The 16,926-nt window shown below is 69.0% G+C and carries 14 protein-coding genes, 1 tRNA gene and 1 pseudogene; 11 read left to right on the top strand and 5 right to left on the bottom strand.

All coding sequences use genetic code 11. From position 1 onward, the window contains the following. The first annotated feature begins 287 nt into the window (after positions 1 to 287). A complete protein-coding gene (locus AC5P1C_RS08660) occupies positions 288 to 1,571 on the top strand; it encodes a M6 family metalloprotease domain-containing protein (RefSeq protein WP_493865096.1) in 1,284 nt (427 codons plus the stop codon). A gap of 9 nt (positions 1,572 to 1,580) precedes the next feature. Here AC5P1C_RS08660 and rho read toward each other — a convergent pair whose 3' ends face one another. Next, complete coding sequence (rho, locus tag AC5P1C_RS08655; protein WP_493865095.1) at positions 1,581 to 2,792, bottom strand: transcription termination factor Rho; 1,212 nt, start codon at positions 2,790 to 2,792, stop codon at positions 1,581 to 1,583. Between the two features lie 360 nt (positions 2,793 to 3,152). Between rho and AC5P1C_RS08650 the strand changes: the two genes are divergently transcribed. The 3 genes from AC5P1C_RS08650 (at position 3,153) to AC5P1C_RS08640 (ending at position 7,436) form a co-directional block, all read left to right on the top strand. Then, positions 3,153 to 3,959 (top strand): 3-hydroxybutyrate dehydrogenase, encoded by an 807-nt coding sequence (locus AC5P1C_RS08650; RefSeq protein ID WP_493865094.1) that lies wholly within the window; start codon positions 3,153 to 3,155, stop codon positions 3,957 to 3,959. 86 nt (positions 3,960 to 4,045) lie between these two features. Beyond that, positions 4,046 to 5,443, top strand: coding sequence for an MFS transporter (locus AC5P1C_RS08645; RefSeq protein WP_493865093.1), 1,398 nt, complete (start codon positions 4,046 to 4,048; stop codon positions 5,441 to 5,443). 61 nt (positions 5,444 to 5,504) lie between these two features. Beyond that, the gene (locus tag AC5P1C_RS08640) at positions 5,505 to 7,436 is read left to right on the top strand and encodes a helix-turn-helix domain-containing protein (RefSeq protein ID WP_493865092.1); all 1,932 of its coding nucleotides are present in this window, start codon (positions 5,505 to 5,507) and stop codon (positions 7,434 to 7,436) included. Here the strand turns inward: AC5P1C_RS08640 and AC5P1C_RS08635 are convergent. Next, positions 7,409 to 9,058: a DHA2 family efflux MFS transporter permease subunit gene (locus AC5P1C_RS08635; RefSeq protein ID WP_493865091.1), complete on the bottom strand. Its 1,650-nt coding sequence runs from the start codon at positions 9,056 to 9,058 to the stop codon at positions 7,409 to 7,411. The two genes, AC5P1C_RS08640 and AC5P1C_RS08635, sit on opposite strands and share 28 nt — an antisense overlap. A 226-nt stretch (positions 9,059 to 9,284) precedes the next feature. Here AC5P1C_RS08635 and AC5P1C_RS08630 point away from each other — a divergent pair, with 226 nt between their 5' ends. From AC5P1C_RS08630 to AC5P1C_RS08620, 3 genes are all read left to right on the top strand, one after another. Beyond that, a complete protein-coding gene (locus tag AC5P1C_RS08630) occupies positions 9,285 to 9,740 on the top strand; it encodes a MarR family winged helix-turn-helix transcriptional regulator (protein ID WP_493865364.1) in 456 nt (151 codons plus the stop codon). 104 nt (positions 9,741 to 9,844) lie between these two features. Further along, positions 9,845 to 11,923, top strand: a complete 2,079-nt coding sequence (locus AC5P1C_RS08625; protein ID WP_493865090.1) for a pectinesterase family protein — start codon at positions 9,845 to 9,847, stop codon at positions 11,921 to 11,923. An 84-nt stretch (positions 11,924 to 12,007) separates the two neighbouring features. Further along, positions 12,008 to 12,080: transfer RNA gene (locus AC5P1C_RS08620), tRNA-Arg, on the top strand. Positions 12,081 to 12,304: 224 nt separating this feature from the next. Here the strand turns inward: AC5P1C_RS08620 and AC5P1C_RS08615 are convergent. Continuing rightward, positions 12,305 to 12,655: a nuclear transport factor 2 family protein gene (locus tag AC5P1C_RS08615; RefSeq protein WP_493865089.1), complete on the bottom strand. Its 351-nt coding sequence runs from the start codon at positions 12,653 to 12,655 to the stop codon at positions 12,305 to 12,307. A gap of 120 nt (positions 12,656 to 12,775) precedes the next feature. On the opposite strand from AC5P1C_RS08615, the pseudogene AC5P1C_RS08610 reads away from it, so the two are divergent. Next, positions 12,776 to 13,245: pseudogene (locus tag AC5P1C_RS08610) on the top strand (NUDIX hydrolase). Here AC5P1C_RS08610 and AC5P1C_RS08605 read toward each other — a convergent pair. Next, positions 13,246 to 13,797, bottom strand: coding sequence for an HDIG domain-containing metalloprotein (locus tag AC5P1C_RS08605; RefSeq protein WP_493865088.1), 552 nt, complete (start codon positions 13,795 to 13,797; stop codon positions 13,246 to 13,248). 178 nt (positions 13,798 to 13,975) lie between these two features. Here AC5P1C_RS08605 and AC5P1C_RS08600 point away from each other — a divergent pair, with 178 nt between their 5' ends. The 3 genes from AC5P1C_RS08600 (at position 13,976) to AC5P1C_RS08590 (ending at position 15,479) form a co-directional block, all read left to right on the top strand. Next, on the top strand, positions 13,976 to 14,392 hold the full coding sequence (locus AC5P1C_RS08600; protein ID WP_493865087.1) for an SANT/Myb-like DNA-binding domain-containing protein: 417 nt from the start codon (positions 13,976 to 13,978) through the stop codon (positions 14,390 to 14,392). 177 nt (positions 14,393 to 14,569) lie between these two features. Further along, positions 14,570 to 14,860, top strand: a complete 291-nt coding sequence (locus AC5P1C_RS08595; RefSeq protein ID WP_493865086.1) for a hypothetical protein — start codon at positions 14,570 to 14,572, stop codon at positions 14,858 to 14,860. Positions 14,861 to 14,939: 79 nt separating this feature from the next. Next, a complete protein-coding gene (locus tag AC5P1C_RS08590) occupies positions 14,940 to 15,479 on the top strand; it encodes a DUF4231 domain-containing protein (protein WP_493865085.1) in 540 nt (179 codons plus the stop codon). A gap of 793 nt (positions 15,480 to 16,272) precedes the next feature. Here the strand turns inward: AC5P1C_RS08590 and AC5P1C_RS08585 are convergent. Then, positions 16,273 to 16,923, bottom strand: coding sequence for a response regulator (locus AC5P1C_RS08585; RefSeq protein WP_493865084.1), 651 nt, complete (start codon positions 16,921 to 16,923; stop codon positions 16,273 to 16,275). Between the last annotated feature and the right edge of the window lie 3 nt (positions 16,924 to 16,926).

The raw sequence follows: 16,926 nt of genomic DNA, 5'->3' as shown, positions 1-16,926 counted from the left end.
CAAGCTGGTGATCAAGTTGGTGATCGAGGCTCTGGGCGGTTCCGCGGCCTCGGATGCGCGATGCGGGGAATCACTCCCCGTTTCGCTCGGACACAGGTCTAAACGGGGAGAGAGTCCCCGGATATTTCCCGTCGCTCGACTTTCTTCCTGTGACCCGCGTCACGCCCCTCGTTGAGCGGGAAACCCACGATCGGTCGCACCCAGCGAGCGCCCGCGCACCCTCCGGCACAGGGTGATCGAAAGGGTGCAGCCAGGACCGGGGGCTGCCGCAAGGGGAAGGCCCACGCATGCAGCAGCCGACCTGGAGGCAGATACGCGGAGCACGACGTGGCGCGGCACTCGCCACATGTGCGGTCCTCGCCCTCACGGTCACCACATCGGCGAGCACCGGCCGCCTGATGGAGGAGTCCCCCACGGCGGCGGGCCCCGCGTCCCTGGCCCGCGCGACGGCACTCAGCCCGTGCATGATCAACGGCACGATGGGGGTCCAGATGTCCGAGGGCGTACCGACACCCGCCGGCTACTCCCGCTCCACGGGCACCGTACGGGCCCTGAACCTCATGATCGACTTCTCGGACGCCCCCGGCGAGGGCACCGCCCTCGACCGCCTCGGGGAGTTCTTCCCCCAGACGTCGGACTGGTTCCGCACCAGCTCCTACGGGCGTCTCGACTACCGCCCGGAATCGCCGATCCCCGACTGGCTGCGCATGCCGAAGAGCTTCAAGCAGTACGGGATAGAGCGCGGGGCACCCTTCGATCCCGGCTACCGGGAGCTGGTCCAGGACATCGTGACGGCGGCCGACCCGGAAGTGGACTTCCGCGAGTACGACCTGGTGAACATCCTCATGACCCCGAACGCCGGCCCTTCCGCGCTCGACACGGTCCTCTCGGTGACCTTCGCGGGCAACACCGAGGCCCCCGTCGCGGACGGCGTCCCGGTCTCCAACGCGTCCTTCGTCTACAGCCGCCAGGACGACGGCTCGGGCAGCTACCGCGAGACCGGCTACCGCGTGCTCCCCCACGAGAACGGCCACGTCTTCGGCCTGCCCGACCTCTACACGCAGGAGGGCGGCGGCGCGGTCGGCCACTGGGACATCATGAGCGAGGACTGGGGCGCCAACAACGACCTGCTGGCCTGGCACAAGTGGAAGCTCGGCTGGATCGGCGACGACCAGATCAGCTGCGCGTCGAACGCGGGCACCACCGAGCACACGCTGAGCCCGCTGCCCACGGACGGCGGCACCAAGCTCGCCTTCGTGCCGCTGAGCGCGACGACGGGGTACGCGGTCGAGGTGCGCACCCGCGGCGGCAACGACGAGGCGATCTGCAAGCCCGGGGTGCTCGTCTACCGGGTGGACGCGGAGGTCGACACGGGCCAGGGACCGGTCACCGTCTCCGACTCCACGAAGGACAGCGGCGGCTGCACGCGCCAGCCGAACGTCCACGCGGAGCTCTCCGACGCGACCTACGAGCCCGGCCAGACCTTCACGGACAAGAAGTCGGGCGTGCGCATCACGGTGTCGGACATCGACACCGAGGGCCGCTACCGGGTGCATGTCACGCGCCCTTGAGGCCACAGCTCAGCCGCCGTTGACCTTCGATGAACCGGCGCCGGGCACGGTCTGCTGCACCTGACGCAGGAAGGCGGCGTTGTTCGACGTCTTGCGCAGACGGTCGAGCAGCGCCTCCAGGTTGGTCTGCGCGTCCCTGCCGTGCAGGGCGCGCCGCAGGCCGCGTACGGCGGTCAACTCGTCTGCGGGCACGAGCAGTTCGTCACGGCGGGTACCAGAAGGTGTGACGTCGACGGCGGGGAAGACGCGTCGCTCGGCCATGCCGCGGTCGAGGCGGAGCTCCATGTTGCCGGTGCCCTTGAGCTCCTCGAAGTAGTAGTCGTCGGCGCGCGATCCGGTCTCCACGAGCACGGTGGCGAGCATGGTCAGGGACCCGCCCTCCTCCGCGAGCCGCGCGGCACCGAAGAGGCGCTTGGGCCCCTGGATGGCGGCGGCGTCGACACCTCCGGAGAGGGTGCGGCCACCACTGGACGCCGCGTTGTTGTAGGCGCGGCAGAGCCGGGTGAGGGAGTCGAAGAGCATGACGACGTCCTTGCCCTCCTCGGTGAGCCGCTTGGCGCGCTCGACGGCGAGTTCGGCCAGGGCGATGTGCTGCTTGGCGGGCCGGTCGAAGGTCGAGGCGAGCACTTCGCCGCGTACGGAACGCTTCATGTCCGTGACTTCTTCGGGCCGTTCGTCGAGCAGGACCACCATGAGGTGCGCCTCGGGGTGGTTCGCGCTGACGGCGGCGGCGATCTGCTGGAGCAGGACGGTCTTGCCGGTGCGGGGCGGCGCGACGATGAGGCCGCGCTGCCCCTTGCCGACAGGAGCGACGAGGTCGATCAGGCGGGTGGCGATGCTGCCGCCGCCCGTGCCCGGCGTCTCCAGACGCAGCCGCTCGCGGGGGTGCAGCGGGGTGAGGTCACCGAAGCGTGCGCGCCGGTGCAGGGCTTCGGCCGAGTGCCCGTTGACGCGCTCGACGGAGGTGAGCGTGCGGGGCCGCCCGCACTCACCCTGCACCACGTCACCCGCGCGCAGGCCGAGCCGGCGGATGAGGGCGGAGGGAACTTGTACGTCGTTCGGGGTGGGGAGGCAATCGCCGGTACGCAGATGGCCGTTGGCGTTGTGACTGACGTCGAGGATGCCGGAGGCGGCGACGGCAGGGGCCGCGGCGTTCGTCGTGGTGGTGTTGTTGGTGGTGTTGGTGGTGGTCTTGTTGCGGGTGATGGTTGCGGTACTCATGGTGGGGTCCTTTCGCAGGCATGCGAATGAAGGGGCCCGGCGGGACGGTGTGTTCACGTCCCGTATGTCGGGCGGAGAGAAGAACTGCGGCACAGGGCTGCGCGGAATGACAGAAACCACGGAAGCCACGGAGCTGCGGGAGCCTCGCTGAGGCGGAAGAAAAGAAGATCGGCACCGGCGCCGCAGAAGGCGGCGTACACACGTGCTGTTCGCAAGGTAGCACAGCTTTCGGGCCGCCCGGGGTGACGTGGGTCACCGCATGCGTACCCGTTCGGGCGCACCCGACCACATGACACGCTCCCCGGTTATGTGGGCCGCACACATGGGATCCCCGCCCGGCGCACCCTTACGTTTCCGGCCATGACGAGCCCCCATCCCCGCGGTGCCGCCCACGCCGTGTCCCGCGGCCTCGCCCCCGCCGGAACCGACCTCACCGGACGCACCGCCCTGGTCACCGGCGGCGCGAGCGGCATCGGCCGGGCCTGCGCCGTGGCCCTGGCCCAGGCCGGCGCCTTCGTCCACGTCGTGGATGTGCACGCCGACGCCGCCAAGGACGTCGCCTGCGAGATCGACGGCGAGGCCCACCCGGTGGACCTCGCCCACCCGGCCGCGCTGCACACCCTGCCCCCGCGCGTCGACATCCTCGTCAACAGCGCCGGGCTCCAACACGTCGCCGCCATCGAGGAGTTCCCCGCGGAGCGGTTCGACCTGATCCAGAAGGTCATGGTCACCGCGCCGTTCCTCCTGCTGCGCCGGACGCTGCCCCACATGTACGCCCAGGGCTGGGGCCGCGTCGTGAACATCTCCAGCGTGCACGGCCTGCGCGCCAGCCCCTTCAAGTCCGCCTACGTCGCCGCCAAGCACGCCCTGGAGGGCCTGAGCAAGGTCACCGCCCTGGAAGGCGCGGAGCACGGCGTCACCAGCAACTGCCTCTGCCCCGGCTACACCCGGACCCCCCTGGTCGAGGACCAGATCAGCGCCCAGGCCGCCGCCCACGGCATCGCCCCCGAGCAGGTCCTCACCGACGTACTCCTGAAGCGTTCGGCCACCAAGCGGCTGATCGAGCCCGAGGAGGTCGCCGCCGCCGCGCTCTGGCTCTGCGGCCCGCACACCGGCTTCATGACCGGCGCCTCGCTCCCCCTGGACGGCGGCTGGACCGCCGGCTGAACTCCCGCTTCCCCAGCGCCATTCCACGTCCAGCGCCATTCCACGCCCCCATCGAGAAACGTCCCCATCGAGAAACGGATCACGCCATGGCAGCCGCAACGCCGCGTGCCCAGGGCAAGACCCCGGGCAAGCCAGGTATCGCCCGCATCATCAGCGCCAGCCTCATCGGCACCACCATCGAGTGGTACGACTTCTTCCTCTACGGCTCCGCCGCCGCCCTGGTCTTCAACACTCTCTTCTTCCCCGACAGCGACCCCCTGGTCGGCACGCTCCTCTCCTTCCTCACCTACGCGGTCGGCTTCGCCGCCCGGCCTCTCGGCGGTGTCGTCTTCGGCCACTACGGCGACAAGATCGGCCGCAAGAAGCTGCTCGTCCTGAGCCTGCTGATGATGGGCGGCGCCACCTTCGCGATGGGCCTGCTGCCCACCCACGCCACCCTCGGCGTCGGCGCCCCGATCCTGCTCACGGTGTTGCGCCTGATCCAGGGCTTCGCCCTCGGCGGCGAGTGGGGCGGCGCCGTCCTGATCGTCTCCGAGCACGGCGACGACAAGAACCGCGGCTTCTGGGCGTCCTGGCCGCAGGCGGGCGCCCCCGGCGGCAACCTCCTGGCCACCGGCGTCCTCGCGCTCCTGGCCGCGATCCAGTCCGACGAGGCGTTCCTCGCCTGGGGCTGGCGCATCCCATTCCTGCTCTCCGGCGTGCTCGTGATCATCGGCCTGTGGATACGGGTCTCGGTCTCGGAGTCCCCGCTCTTCCTGGAGGCGCAGGCCCGCGCGGAGGCGGAGGCGGCTCTGGCCTCGGGTGGGGCCCCCAAGCAGGACGCGCCCGTCGTCGAGGTCTTCCGGCACAACTGGCGCGGCGTCCTCACCGCCATCGGGACCCGGCTCGGCGAGAACGTCTCGTACTACATCCTCACGGCCTTCGTCCTGGTCTACGTCACCGTGCACCTGGAACTGCCCAAGAGCACCGCCCTGAACGCCGTACTCATCGGCTCCGCCGTGCACTTCGTGACGATCCCCCTGTGGGGCGCGCTCTCGGACCGCATCGGCCGCAGGCCCGTCACCCTGATCGGCTCGGTGGGCATGGCCGCGTGGGCGTTCGCGTTCTTCGCCCTCGTCGACAGCAAGTCCTTCACCGTGATCACCCTGGCGGTCACGGTCGGGCTGCTCCTGCACGGCGCGATGTACGGGCCGCAGGCCGCCTTCATCTCCGAGATGTTCGACACGAAGGTCCGCTACTCCGGGGCGTCCATGGGCTCGCAGCTCGCGTCCATCATCGGCGGTGCGCTCGCGCCGATCATCGCCGTGGAGTTGCTCAAGGACTTCGACTCCGCGACGCCGGTGGCGCTGTATGTCTGCGTGACGGTGGTGATCACGACGCTCACCGTGCTTGTGGCGAAGGAGACGCGAGGCCGCTCGCTCGCCGAAAAGGGATCTCCGTCCGAGGGTGCGGCAAGGACGGCCTCGGCGACAATCGGAAGCTGAAGCACTCCATCAGCACGAGCACCACCAGCACGTGCACCCGCTCCCGGAGGCGACCCGTCGTATGCCCAACTCCCCAGACGTGTCCGGCTCCTCGGACGCCGCCCGCCGGGAGCAGGCGTGCGCCGCCCTGCGCGAGCTGCTCGACCTGCTCGCCCAGGACGCGCCCGCCGAGCAGTTCGCGCGCCCCGCCGCCGCGGCCCGCGCGGCGGGCGCGAGCGGCGCCGAGCTCACGGCGATCGACGAGGCCACGCAGACCGCGCTGCGCGTGCGCCGCACCCTGAACCAGCACCAGCGCCGCGAGGCCGAGCTCACCGCCCTCTTCGACACGGCGGGCGACCTCGCGGCGCTTCGCGACCTGGACGCGGTGCTCCGCGCCATCGTGCACCGCGCCAAGCTGCTGCTCCGTACGGACGTCGCGTACCTCTCCCTCAACGACCCGGTGGCGGGCGACACTTACATGCGTGTGACGGACGGTTCGGTCTCCGCCGCGTTCCAGAATCTGCGCCTGGGCATGGGCGAGGGGCTCGGCGGCCTCGTCGCCCAGACCGCCCGCCCGTACGCCACCGGGGACTACGAGGTCGACCCCCGTTTCCAGCACACGAACCCCATCGACAGCGCCGTACTCGAAGAAGGCCTGCACGCCATCCTCGGCGTGCCGCTGCGGCAGGGCACGCACGTCATCGGTGTCCTGTACGCCGCCGACCGCACCGCCCGCGCCTTCACGCCGGACGAGGGCGCGCTGCTGTCCTCGCTCGCCGACCACGCGGCGATCGCCATCGACAGCGCACGCCTCATGGAAGAGACCAGGGCGGCGCTCGTCGACCTGAACGAGGCCTCGCGGACGATCCAGGCGCACAGCGAGGCGCTGCGCCGGGCCGAGGACGCGCACGACCGCCTGACCGATCTCGTGCTGCGCGGCGGTGACTTCACGGAGGTCGCCACGGCCATCGGCGCCCTCCTGCGCGGCGGCACCCTCATCCACGACGCGGACGGCACGGAACTGGCCCGCGTGGCCGCCGACCCCCGTACTACGCCCGCCAAGGCCGTCTCCGCCTCGCGCGCAAGCGGCCGGGCCGTCCCCCTCGACGGCACCTGGGTGTGCGCGGTCCTCGCGGGACCGGAGCTCCTGGGCAGCATCGCCCTCACCGACCGCGCCGACCTGGGCGAGGCCGACCGCCGCCTGTTCGAGCGCGCCGGGGTCGTCACGGCGCTGCTGCTGCTCCTGCGCCGCTCGGCCGCCGAGGCCGAGGACCGCGTACGCGGCGAACTCCTCGGCGACCTGCTCTCCCTCTCCGGCACCCCGGGCCGCCTCACGGCCAGGGCCCGCCGCCTTGACGTGGATCTGCGGCTACCCCACTCGGTGTTCGTCGCCCACAGCGAGACGGCCGCGCGCCGGCTCCTGCTCTCCTCCGCGGCGCGCGCGGCCCGCACCCACCACGGCCTGTCCGGCCTGCACCACGACCACGTGGTCCTGGTGACCCCGGCCGACGACACCGGCTCCCGCGCCCGCGCGCTCGCCGCGGAGCTCACCCAGGCGGCCGGCGCCCCGGTCACGGTCGGCGCGGCGGGCCCCGCCACGGGCCCCGAGGCCCTCGCCCTGGCCCACGCCGAGGCGCTGCGGTGCCTGTCCGCGCTGCGCGCGCTCGGGCACACGGGCCAGGGCGCGGACCTGCCGGACCTCGGCTTCCTGGGCGTACTCCTGGGCGAGGACACGAACCTCGACTCGTACGTACGCCGCACGCTGGGCCCGGTCGTGGACTACGACGCCAAGCGGGGCACGGAACTCATCCACACCCTGCGGGCCTACTACGCGTGCGGAATGAGCCAGTCCAAGGCGAAGGACTCCCTCCACGTCCATGTGAACACCGTGGTCCAACGCCTGGACAGGATCGGCCATTTGCTGGGCGGCGACTGGCAGTCGCCGGAGCGCTCCCTGGAGATCCAGCTCGCGTTGCGGCTGCATGCCTACACCTGGGCGACCACGTCGCCCTGATCCTCGGCGGTCGTGGCCTCGTGCGCGGTGGTGGCGGCCGGTTTCACGAGGAAGGTGGCCACAAGTCCGAGGACGACGAAGCCCGCGGCGACATAGCAGCCGAGCGCGACCCCGTCGGTCATCGCCGCCCGTGCCGCGGCGGCGACGGACGCGGTCTCCGGGCGGTCCGCGAGGGGCCCGATGGCGGCTCCCGCGCTGTCGGTGACGGCGCCGGTGAGATGGTCGGCGCGTCCTTCCGGCAGCCCGGCATCGCTCAGCCGGTCGCGCAGGTGCGTACTGAGGGTGGTGAAGAAGACGGTGGTGAGGGCGGCGATCCCGAGCGCGGAACCGAGCTGGCGGAAGGCGCTCTGGATGCCGGATCCCTGCCCCGCGCTCTCGTGCGGCACCTCGGCGAGGACCACGTTGGTGACCTGGGCGGTGGCGAACCCGACGCCGATCCCGTACACGAAGAGCATGAGCGCGACGGCCCACCAGGAGCTGTCGGGCGCGGCGATGAACCCGACCCCGGCCAGCCCGGCGACCTCCAGCGCGAGCCCGATGCGCACCTGCCCGAGCGCCGGGACCCTGGCCGCCAGCGGGAAGCCGGCCCCGGTCGCGACGAAGCTGCCGATCGCGATGGGCACGAGCGCGAGCCCGGCCTCCAGGGCGCTGTAGCCGAGGGTGAACTGCAGCCACAGCGGGAGCACCGCGACGATGCCGAACTCGCCGAGGCCGATGATCAGGGTCGCGATGTTGCCGTTGCGAAAGGAGGCGATCGAGAACAGCCGTACGTCCATCAGGACGCGTGCGGAGTCCTCGTCCCGGCTGAGCACGATCTGCCGCCGGACGAAGGCGAACAGCGTGCCGGCCGAGAGCACGAGGGCGACGAGAACGGGCGACGGCCCGCTCCCCCAGCTGACCCCGAGCACCTCCAGCGGCTCGATACTGACGATCCAGCCGTACGTACGCCCTTCGACGAGCCCGAAGGCGAGCAGTCCGAGCCCCACCGCGGAGAGCACCGCACCGGCCACGTCCAACCGGCCCTTGGTCCGCGGCGAGGGAGCCATGCAGAGCAGCACCCCGGCGGCGACGAGGACGGACAACGGCACGTTGATGCCGAACGCCCAGCGCCACGAGACGTGTTCGGCGAGCCAGCCGCCGAGCAGCGGGCCGAGCGCGGCGGCGGCGCCGATGGTCGAGCCCCAGATGGCGAAGGCCTGGCCGCGCGCCTTTCCGGTGAAGGTCGCGTTGAGGAGGGAGAGCGAGGTCGGCAGGATCATCGCCGCGCCCGCGCCTTGCAGGAAGCGGGCCAGGATCAGCAGCCCGCTGCCGGGCGCGAGCCCGGCGAGCACGCTGGTCGCGCCGAAGACGACGACGCCCACGACGAAGATCCGGCGGGCACCGAAGATGTCCGCGAGGCGCCCGGTCAGCAGGAGCAGCGCGGCGAAGACGATCGCGTACGACTCCTGGATCCACTGCGCCTGGGCGGAGCCGGTGTCCAGGTCCTGGATGACCGAGGGGACGATCACGTTCACGATCGTGGTGTCCACGACGATCAGGGCGACTCCGAGGGCGATGGCGAGGAGGCCGAGCCATCGGCGGGCGGGGGACGGGTCACGACGGGCGGGGGACGGATCGCACACGAGATACCTCCATGGTGAAGTAATTTGATGGTGAAGGTAATATCGGGCCGGTAAGTTGTCAAAGCACGAGCGCGAACGGCGAAGGCGGCAGGTGCGGCAGGTGCAGGGAGAGAAGGCGGGCGCGGTGGCGACGGATGAACCGGCGGCGGGACCGACGGAAGAACCGACGGCGGAACCGACGGCGGAACCGACACCCGGCGAGGTGACGGCGCAGCGCGAGCGCCTCATGGACGGACTCAGGGGCTACGGCGAGCGCTACAACGAGCTCAGTCGCCGCTTCGCCATCTGGCTCGGCCTGCACTCCACGGACGCGGACGCCCTCCTGGAGATCGTCACCGCGGAGGACCGCGGCACACCGCTCTCCCCGGCCCGCCTCAGCAAGCGCATCCTGCTCTCATCGGGCGCCACGACCGCGCTCCTGAACCGCCTCGAAGGCGCGGGCCACATCGTCCGCACCCGCGAGCACGCCGACCGCCGCGTGGTCACGCTGCGCAGCCGCCAGGACATCCGGGAGCGCGCCGACGAGTTCTTCACGCCGCTCGCGGTGCGGATGGACGCGGCGATGGCCAAGTACCCGCCCGAACTCATCGAGAGGTTCGAGACGTTGCTCGCGGAGCTGCGGACGGCGATCGACGCGGATCTCGCGGAGCGGGACGGGGCCGCGACGGCCGGCTCGGACTGACCCTGCGGGTCCGGCGCCTCCGACGGCTCCGGCAACCAATCCGCCCGGTGGTGGCGACTGCCCTGCGCAACGCACACCCACGACTGCCAGGGCGGATGAAGCACATGTCAGAGATCAAGCAGCACGATCGCGGGGCGCGGCACCGCAGGGGGCGACTGGGCCTGAGGGTCGGCGTCCCGGTCGCCATGGTGGCCGCGGCGGGTCTCGCGTACGGCACGACGTTCGGGATCTTCGGCGAGGACGCACAGCCGAGGGCGTCGGCGGCGAGTACCGCGACGTGGGCCGCTGACGCCGCCGACGACATCGCCGACGACATCGCCGACGGCTTCGCATCGGTCAACGCACTGGGTCAGAACGGAACTTACGGCGGCCGCGAAGGAAAGACGGTCACCGTCAAGACACTCGCCGACCTGGAGAAGTACGCGACGGCCTCCGAGCCGTACGTCATCGTCGTCGCCGCGACGATCACGATGGACCCCAAGGGCAAGGAGATCAAGGTCGCGTCCGACAAGACGATCGTGGGCTCCGGCACCTCGGGCCAGATCGTCGGGGGCGGCTTCTTCCTGGGCCAGGGCGTGCACAACGTGATCCTCCGGAACCTCACGATCCGGGACTCCTACGCGGGCACGTGGAACGACAAGGAGCACGACTTCGACGCCGTACAGATGGACGGCGCGCACCACGTCTGGATCGACCACAACGACCTGCGGCACATGGCGGACGGCCTGATAGACAGCCGCAAGGACACCACCTACCTGACGGTGTCCTGGAACAAACTCAGCGACAACAACAAGACGTTCGGCATCGGCTGGACCGAGAACACCACGGCCGACATCACGATCCACCACAACTGGATCCGTGAGACGGAACAGCGCAACCCGTCGACCGACAACGTGGCCCACGCGCACCTCTACAACAACTACCTCCAGGACGTCGCGGGCACGGACATCACGTCGTCGTACGGGAACTACTCGCGCGGCAAGACGAAGATGCTCCTGGAGAACAGCTACTTCGAGGGCATCAACAACCCGGTGACGAAGGACAGTTCGGCCTCGGTGGTGCAGCGCGGAAATGTCTTCGCAGGGACGAGCGGGCGCAACGAGAGCGGCGGCACGGCGTTCGACCCGAAGAGCTTCTACGCGTACGAGCTCGACGAGGGGACGGAGGTCCCGGCGAAGGTGAAGGCGGGGGCGGGCCCACGTGCGGCAGTGGCGAAGGGCTCGGCGGACGACGTCCTCACGGTGGCGAAGGACGGCAGCGCCCGGTACAAGACGGTCCAGTCGGCGATCGACGCGGTACCGCCGAACAACTCCTCGCGGGTCACCGTCTCCATCGCACCGGGCACGTACCGGGAAACGGTGAAGATCCCGGCGACCAAGCCGCACATCACGCTCCAGGGCACGGGCGGCAGCCGCAAGGACGTTGTGATCGTGTACGACAACGCCGCCGGCACGCAGAAGCCGGACGGCTCCGGCACCTACGGCACATCGGGCAGCGCGACGGTGGCCGCGGAGGCGGACGAGTTCCGGGCCAGGAACCTGACGATCTCCAACGACTTCGACGAGAAGGCGAACCAGGACATGGCAGGACACCAGGCGGTGGCCCTGCGCACGGCGGCCGACAAGGCGTACCTGGACGGCGTGATCATCGAGGGAGACCAGGACACGCTCCTCCTGGACACGGCGGCGAAGGACAAACAGGGCCGGGCATACATCAAGAACTCGTACATCATCGGGAACACGGACTTCATCTTCGGCAGGGCAACAGCAGTGGTGGACCGCTCGGTGATCACGCTCAAGAAGCGCTGGGACGGCACGTCACAGGGCTACGTGACGGCACCGAGCACCCCCGCCGACCGCAAGGGCTTCCTGATCACGAACAGCACGATCACCGGCGACGTGTCCGCGCGCAGCTTCCACCTGGGACGCAACTGGCACGCGGGCGGCGACGCGAGCCTCGACCCGCAGACCACGATCCGCGACACCACCCTGAGCGGCGCCATCCGTACCGCTCCGTGGTCGGACATGGGCGGCTTCCCCTGGAAGGACGACCGCTTCGCGGAGTACGAGAACACGGGCGCGGGTTCGGGCACGGAGAGCGAAGACCGCCCCCACCTGACCGCCGCCCAGGCCGCGGACCAGGAAATCGCCGACTGGCTCGGCCCCTGGACCCCACCCGCCTGACTCCCCCACCCCCCGCCCAGACACCGCCGCCCCACCCCGATCCGCTACCCTGTCTGGAACCGCCATCCGTGGCGGCACCAGTACGCCTTCGTAGCTCAGGGGATAGAGCACCGCTCTCCTAAAGCGGGTGTCGCAGGTTCGAATCCTGCCGGGGGCACAAGCGAAAAGGCCCCGGACCGATCTTGGTCCGGGGCCTTTGACATCTACTTCTGACATCAACGCGGGCGGTCACGGGCGACCGGGTCGCCTCTTCCTGAGGAGCCGGTCCTGCACTTCCGCTACCTCCCAGGCGCCCGCAGCTTCCGGCACTACATGAAGAGCTTCGACTACGCATGGGATCGAGCGAACGCCGTCTAGAGCCGCATCAGGCAACGTTTGCCCTTACCGGCGGGCAGTCTCCTGCACACTGAGCAGCAACCCGTCGCCCATCACGGCCGTCACCACCCGCACGCCCACGACAGCGCCGCCCACGCTGTGGCGCTCCAGGAACCGGTACACCTCGGGGGTGACGCTGGTGATCTCCTCGACCTCGATCGACAATCCAGGCTGGCTGCCGCCCGCACTACGCAGGGATCCTCGCAGCGTCTCAAGGTCGAGGATCACACCATCTGTCGTCACGAGTACGAAGGCGTCGTGGTGCGCGCCCAGGAATGCGTCGAGGCTTTCTGCGTCTCCATCCCTCAGCCACGCGGTCAACTGGTGATGGTGCCGGACCAAGAAGTCACCGTTCATCCCCCAACCATCGCAGTTGACGCCTACCGGTCGACGGGTGGGGACAGATATCGCACCAGGGCGAACGTTGGCTGATGCGGCACTGGCCACAACCGCCGGCGGACGTGCGACGCTGGAGTCATGGCCCGTGTCGACTACGTCAACGACCCGAACGCTCCCAAGGCAAACAGCATCGTCCCGTCAGTGACAACCGTCGCGCTCAACGAGGCGGGACAGGTCCTACTCATCCACAAGACCGACAACGACCTGTGGGCACTGCCCGGCGGCGGAGTCGACGTCGGCGAGTCTGTTGCGAATGCCGCGGTGCGCGAGACGAAGGAAGAGACGGGCTTCGACGTCGAGGTGACCGGCCTGGTGGGCTCTACACGAACCCGACTCACGTCATGGCGTACGACGACGGCGAGGTACGGCAGCAGTTCTCGATCTGCTTCACGGCCCGGATCACCGGGGGCTCACTCCGTACGAGCAGCGAGAGCAAGGAAGTCGCATTCGTCGAGCCGACCAAGTTGGACGAGCTGAACATCCACCCGTCCATGCGCATGCGGATCGATCACGGCCTAGCCGGTGGGCAAGAGCCCTACATCGGTTGATCACTCGCCGAGGCGGGCACGCGTCCGCTCGACAGCAGCACCGAGGTACGAGCGTGCCTTCGTGATCGCGGTGTGAACTGCACTGCCGGGCTCGTACCGTTCCAAGATCTCATCCATGCGACGGTCGAAGTCGAAGGACTGTCCGGCGGGGCCGGTGGTCATGTCGGCGTAGATCAGAGCGTCCAGGAGCGGTGAATCCTCTCCCTCGTGGACGGCCAACTCTGCGGACGGTCCCCGCTGTTCTGCCTTATAGACGGCGCCAGAGTGATGGGCGACCAGCCGCACGAGTCGCGCCGGCGCACCCGACTTCTCCAAGTGGCGAGCCCCATCGAGTGGATGGAACCCGGTCTCCTTCAACTCCTGGGCGTAGCCGATGTCATGCAGCCAGGCCGCGGCGACAAGGAGGTCACGTTCACCCTCGGGCACTGCTGCTGAAGCCTCCTGAGCACGGGCGGCGACGGCTTGCGTGTGCAGCCAGCGGTTCCCGAGCGACGGCAACAGGGACTCGGCGAGCTCGGACGCTCCTTGGGGCGTGTCCAGTGCAGAGGGCATGAATTGCACCGCAGCCGAGGGGACTGACTGCCGACACCCCGCACCGGTTCGTCGGGGTCACGGCGCGGTGGAACTTTCCCTACTTCATCAAGGCCCGCGCACGGCGCGGGCGCGCGCCGCCGGGCAAGGGCGAGAACTGATCTTCCGCGTACCCGCTGAACGCGCCAGGATGAGGCCCATGGGGGAATTCACCGTGCGCGCAGCGTTCCGTCTCACGTTCACCGACTTTCACGAAGACCCGGACGACAGCGACGTGCTTCGGCGAGCAGTCACCATCCAGGCCGACCGGATCACGTTCGATGACGGCAACCTGAACCTCTGGCTCGCAGGTACTCACGTCGGAGAGTTCCCGCTCAATATCATCGAGTCTGTCTGCCCTCACGGCGATGCCAGCAGGAAGCGCGAGTCGCCGGAAGAACTACGCGCTCACTACCCGCGGATGGGGCATCCATGGACGCCGGAGGACGACGCGCAGCTCCTTGCGCTCTACCAGCAAGGGGAACGTGACTTCGACACCCTTGGGGAGCAGTTCGGCCGGAAGCCCAGCGCCATTCGGTCGCGGCTGGCGAAGCTCGGCCTAGAAAGTCTGGCCTGAGGGGTTCCAAGGTTCAAACGTCTGTGACTGGGGCCGGTCGGCTCCACGACTTTAGGCAGCCGCTCCACCGACCGCGTGCCTCAGCGACGCCACGTACGCTGGATACATCCGTGATCCCTGAAAGGGGGAAGCCTCAGTTCGAACCTGGGGCTTCCGTGGGTGCTTGACTGCAAGGTAATGGCGATCTACCTCATCGTCGGCGTGATCCTGGCGTGGGGAACCAAGCAGCTGATCACGCGGGTGATCGAGCCCAAGGTGGCCAAAGCGCGGCAGCACACAAGTAAGTTGAAGATCCGAGAGGTGGTGGTGGGCATGATCTCGAACACCATCGGGGGTGTCGGTGCAAAGCTGACGCTCATTGTCCTCGCGGAAGCTGGAGTAATCGGTAGCTCGTCCCCACTTCAGGGATCACGGCCCATCCTGGAACGACTGGCAAGCCCCCGTTCCTCTCACGACACCAGCCGCTGACACCAACAGCGGCGAACGGTCGAGATCGAGCGTCACCGAAGAGTTGACTACACCAGGCCACCGCCGATGTACTCCCCGCATGCCAGGGACCAATGACAATCAGTCACTTGAGACTCACCCCTCAACCTCCAGTCCTGTTGCTTCTGCACAGGACTACGTGGAGGACCGGCTGTCTCAGTACCAAGCGTGGTACGACAAGAAGGCTGTCAAGACAAAGGCTATGCACCTTCGGATGCGCACAGTCTCCGTAGTCGGAGGCGCACTGGTTCCCGTGTTAGTCAATCTCGATCTGTCGTTCGCGAAGCTCACCGCCACAGTGCTGAGCTTGGTTGTAGTCGGCTCCGTCTCGCTGGAGAGCGTGTACCGCTACCGCGAGCAGTGGAAGAACTACAGATCGACCGAACAACTCCTCGGTCACGAGCGGATCTACTTCGAAACCAAGGTCGGCCCGTACAAAAAGCTCTCAGAGGATGAAGCGTTCACCACGCTCGTCGCTCGCGTTGAGAGCGCAATCGCCAACGAAAACTCTGCAACCCTCAACGTCATGACCTTGGGAGGCCAAGTCAACGCTGATGTCCAGACACCTCCTGGCCTCCCCGGGGCTCGACGCGGGCAGTAGACAGCCTCACCCACCAGGGCGCCAAGACCATCAGAAGGCCAACACGAGCAGCGTCGCCCCGCACCACAGTCGCACCAGATCGGGAGGGGAGCCACGGGGAATCACGGTTTCGCCACCACACCAACGTGAACCGTGATTCCTTTGTTTGGCCAGCTCAGCGACCAATCATCCCTAGATCATCGCAGCTTCCCAAGCTGAGGGCTCCGAAGCCGTCGGCACGGGCCTGCCCTGCGGCTTGCTCTGGTCCGCGAGCGCAACGGTCACAAATCTCATGCCCATCGGGGCGTTGCGCACCAGTCTCCGACTATGGCGAGCACGACATGCGGGTGGTGCGGACGGCTGGCTCACATGAGACCGGTCGGCGGTGCCGAAGTGGTCCCCGATCAGGACAGCCGTCTCAACGTGGGATTCGAAGCCTATCGATGTGCCAACTGCCGCCGGCTGGTCCTCGCCCATGGGTGGACCGACTTCAAGCGTACGAATGATTGGGACGACGCACCTTCTGATCTCTGGGACCATCCTCCTCCGGTTTTCCGGCGGTGGCCCCCTTCTGGCATCCAGATCGACGCGAGTGGATGAGCGGTGGATGTTCCGCGGCTCGAGGTCGTGGCTCAGCTTCGAGGCGGCCCCAACCGCGGGCTGACCGGCTGACCCTCACCGAGGTGGGAAGGAACTTCCGCGCTATGGGAGCCGGCGACGAGCGACGCACCCAGCTCGTGCGCGGCCCTCTGCCGGCCCTCCAGGGCCAGGGTCACGGCTCGTCCGGTGCAGCTCGGAGCCGCGGATGACCGCGTCAGTCGCGATCGTGCAGCCCCGCCTGTTGCGCAAGGACCGCCGCCTGGACGCGGTTCGTGCAGGCGGTACGCGTGAGGATGCTGCTGATGTGGGCCTTCACCGTGCCGGAGCTCAGGTGGAGTCGTGCGGCGATCTCGGCGTTGGACAGGCCGGTGCCCAGGAGCCGGAGTACGTCCCGTTCAGTCGGGGTCAGGTCCGCTGTCCGGCGTGCCGCGGCCTCGCTGCCGTCGCCCGACCTGGTCCGGAAGTCGACGAGTTGGCGGGTGACCTGCGGGGCGAGGACGGGCTCTCCGGCGGCGGCGCGGCGTACGGCGTCGATGAGGTCACGGGGGCCGATGTCCTTGAGGAGGTAGCCGTGGGCTCCGGCGCGCAGGGCGCGGGTGACGCTCGGTTCCTCGCCGAAGGACGTCAGCATCACCACCCGGGTGCGGGGCGAGTGGCGGAGGATCTCCGCGGCGCCGGCGATGCCGTCGCCGGGCATGCGGATGTCGAGGAGGGCGACGTCGACGGGGTGGGTGCGGCAGGCTTCGACGGCCTCGCGGACGTCCTGCGCCTCGGCCGCGACCACGACCTCGTCGTCGTTCTCCAGGATCAGCCGGATCCCGGTGCGCATCAGCGCTTCGTCGTCGGCGATCAGCACTCGGATCATCGG

Source organism: Streptomyces sp. A18 (genome assembly GCF_059026065.1).
This window is presented reverse-complemented; position numbering and strand designations above follow the sequence as displayed.

Coding starts and splice junctions, on each gene's coding strand:
- AC5P1C_RS08660 (WP_493865096.1), top strand. CDS start 288: ATGCAGCAGCCGACCTGGAGGCAGATACGCGGAGCACGACGTGGCGCG.
- rho (WP_493865095.1), bottom strand. CDS start 2,792: ATGAGTACCGCAACCATCACCCGCAACAAGACCACCACCAACACCACC.
- AC5P1C_RS08650 (WP_493865094.1), top strand. CDS start 3,153: ATGACGAGCCCCCATCCCCGCGGTGCCGCCCACGCCGTGTCCCGCGGC.
- AC5P1C_RS08645 (WP_493865093.1), top strand. CDS start 4,046: ATGGCAGCCGCAACGCCGCGTGCCCAGGGCAAGACCCCGGGCAAGCCA.
- AC5P1C_RS08640 (WP_493865092.1), top strand. CDS start 5,505: ATGCCCAACTCCCCAGACGTGTCCGGCTCCTCGGACGCCGCCCGCCGG.
- AC5P1C_RS08630 (WP_493865364.1), top strand. CDS start 9,285: ATGGACGGACTCAGGGGCTACGGCGAGCGCTACAACGAGCTCAGTCGC.
- AC5P1C_RS08625 (WP_493865090.1), top strand. CDS start 9,845: ATGTCAGAGATCAAGCAGCACGATCGCGGGGCGCGGCACCGCAGGGGG.
- AC5P1C_RS08615 (WP_493865089.1), bottom strand. CDS start 12,655: ATGAACGGTGACTTCTTGGTCCGGCACCATCACCAGTTGACCGCGTGG.
- AC5P1C_RS08605 (WP_493865088.1), bottom strand. CDS start 13,797: ATGCCCTCTGCACTGGACACGCCCCAAGGAGCGTCCGAGCTCGCCGAG.
- AC5P1C_RS08600 (WP_493865087.1), top strand. CDS start 13,976: ATGGGGGAATTCACCGTGCGCGCAGCGTTCCGTCTCACGTTCACCGAC.
- AC5P1C_RS08595 (WP_493865086.1), top strand. CDS start 14,570: ATGGCGATCTACCTCATCGTCGGCGTGATCCTGGCGTGGGGAACCAAG.
- AC5P1C_RS08590 (WP_493865085.1), top strand. CDS start 14,940: ATGCCAGGGACCAATGACAATCAGTCACTTGAGACTCACCCCTCAACC.
- AC5P1C_RS08585 (WP_493865084.1), bottom strand. CDS start 16,923: ATGATCCGAGTGCTGATCGCCGACGACGAAGCGCTGATGCGCACCGGG.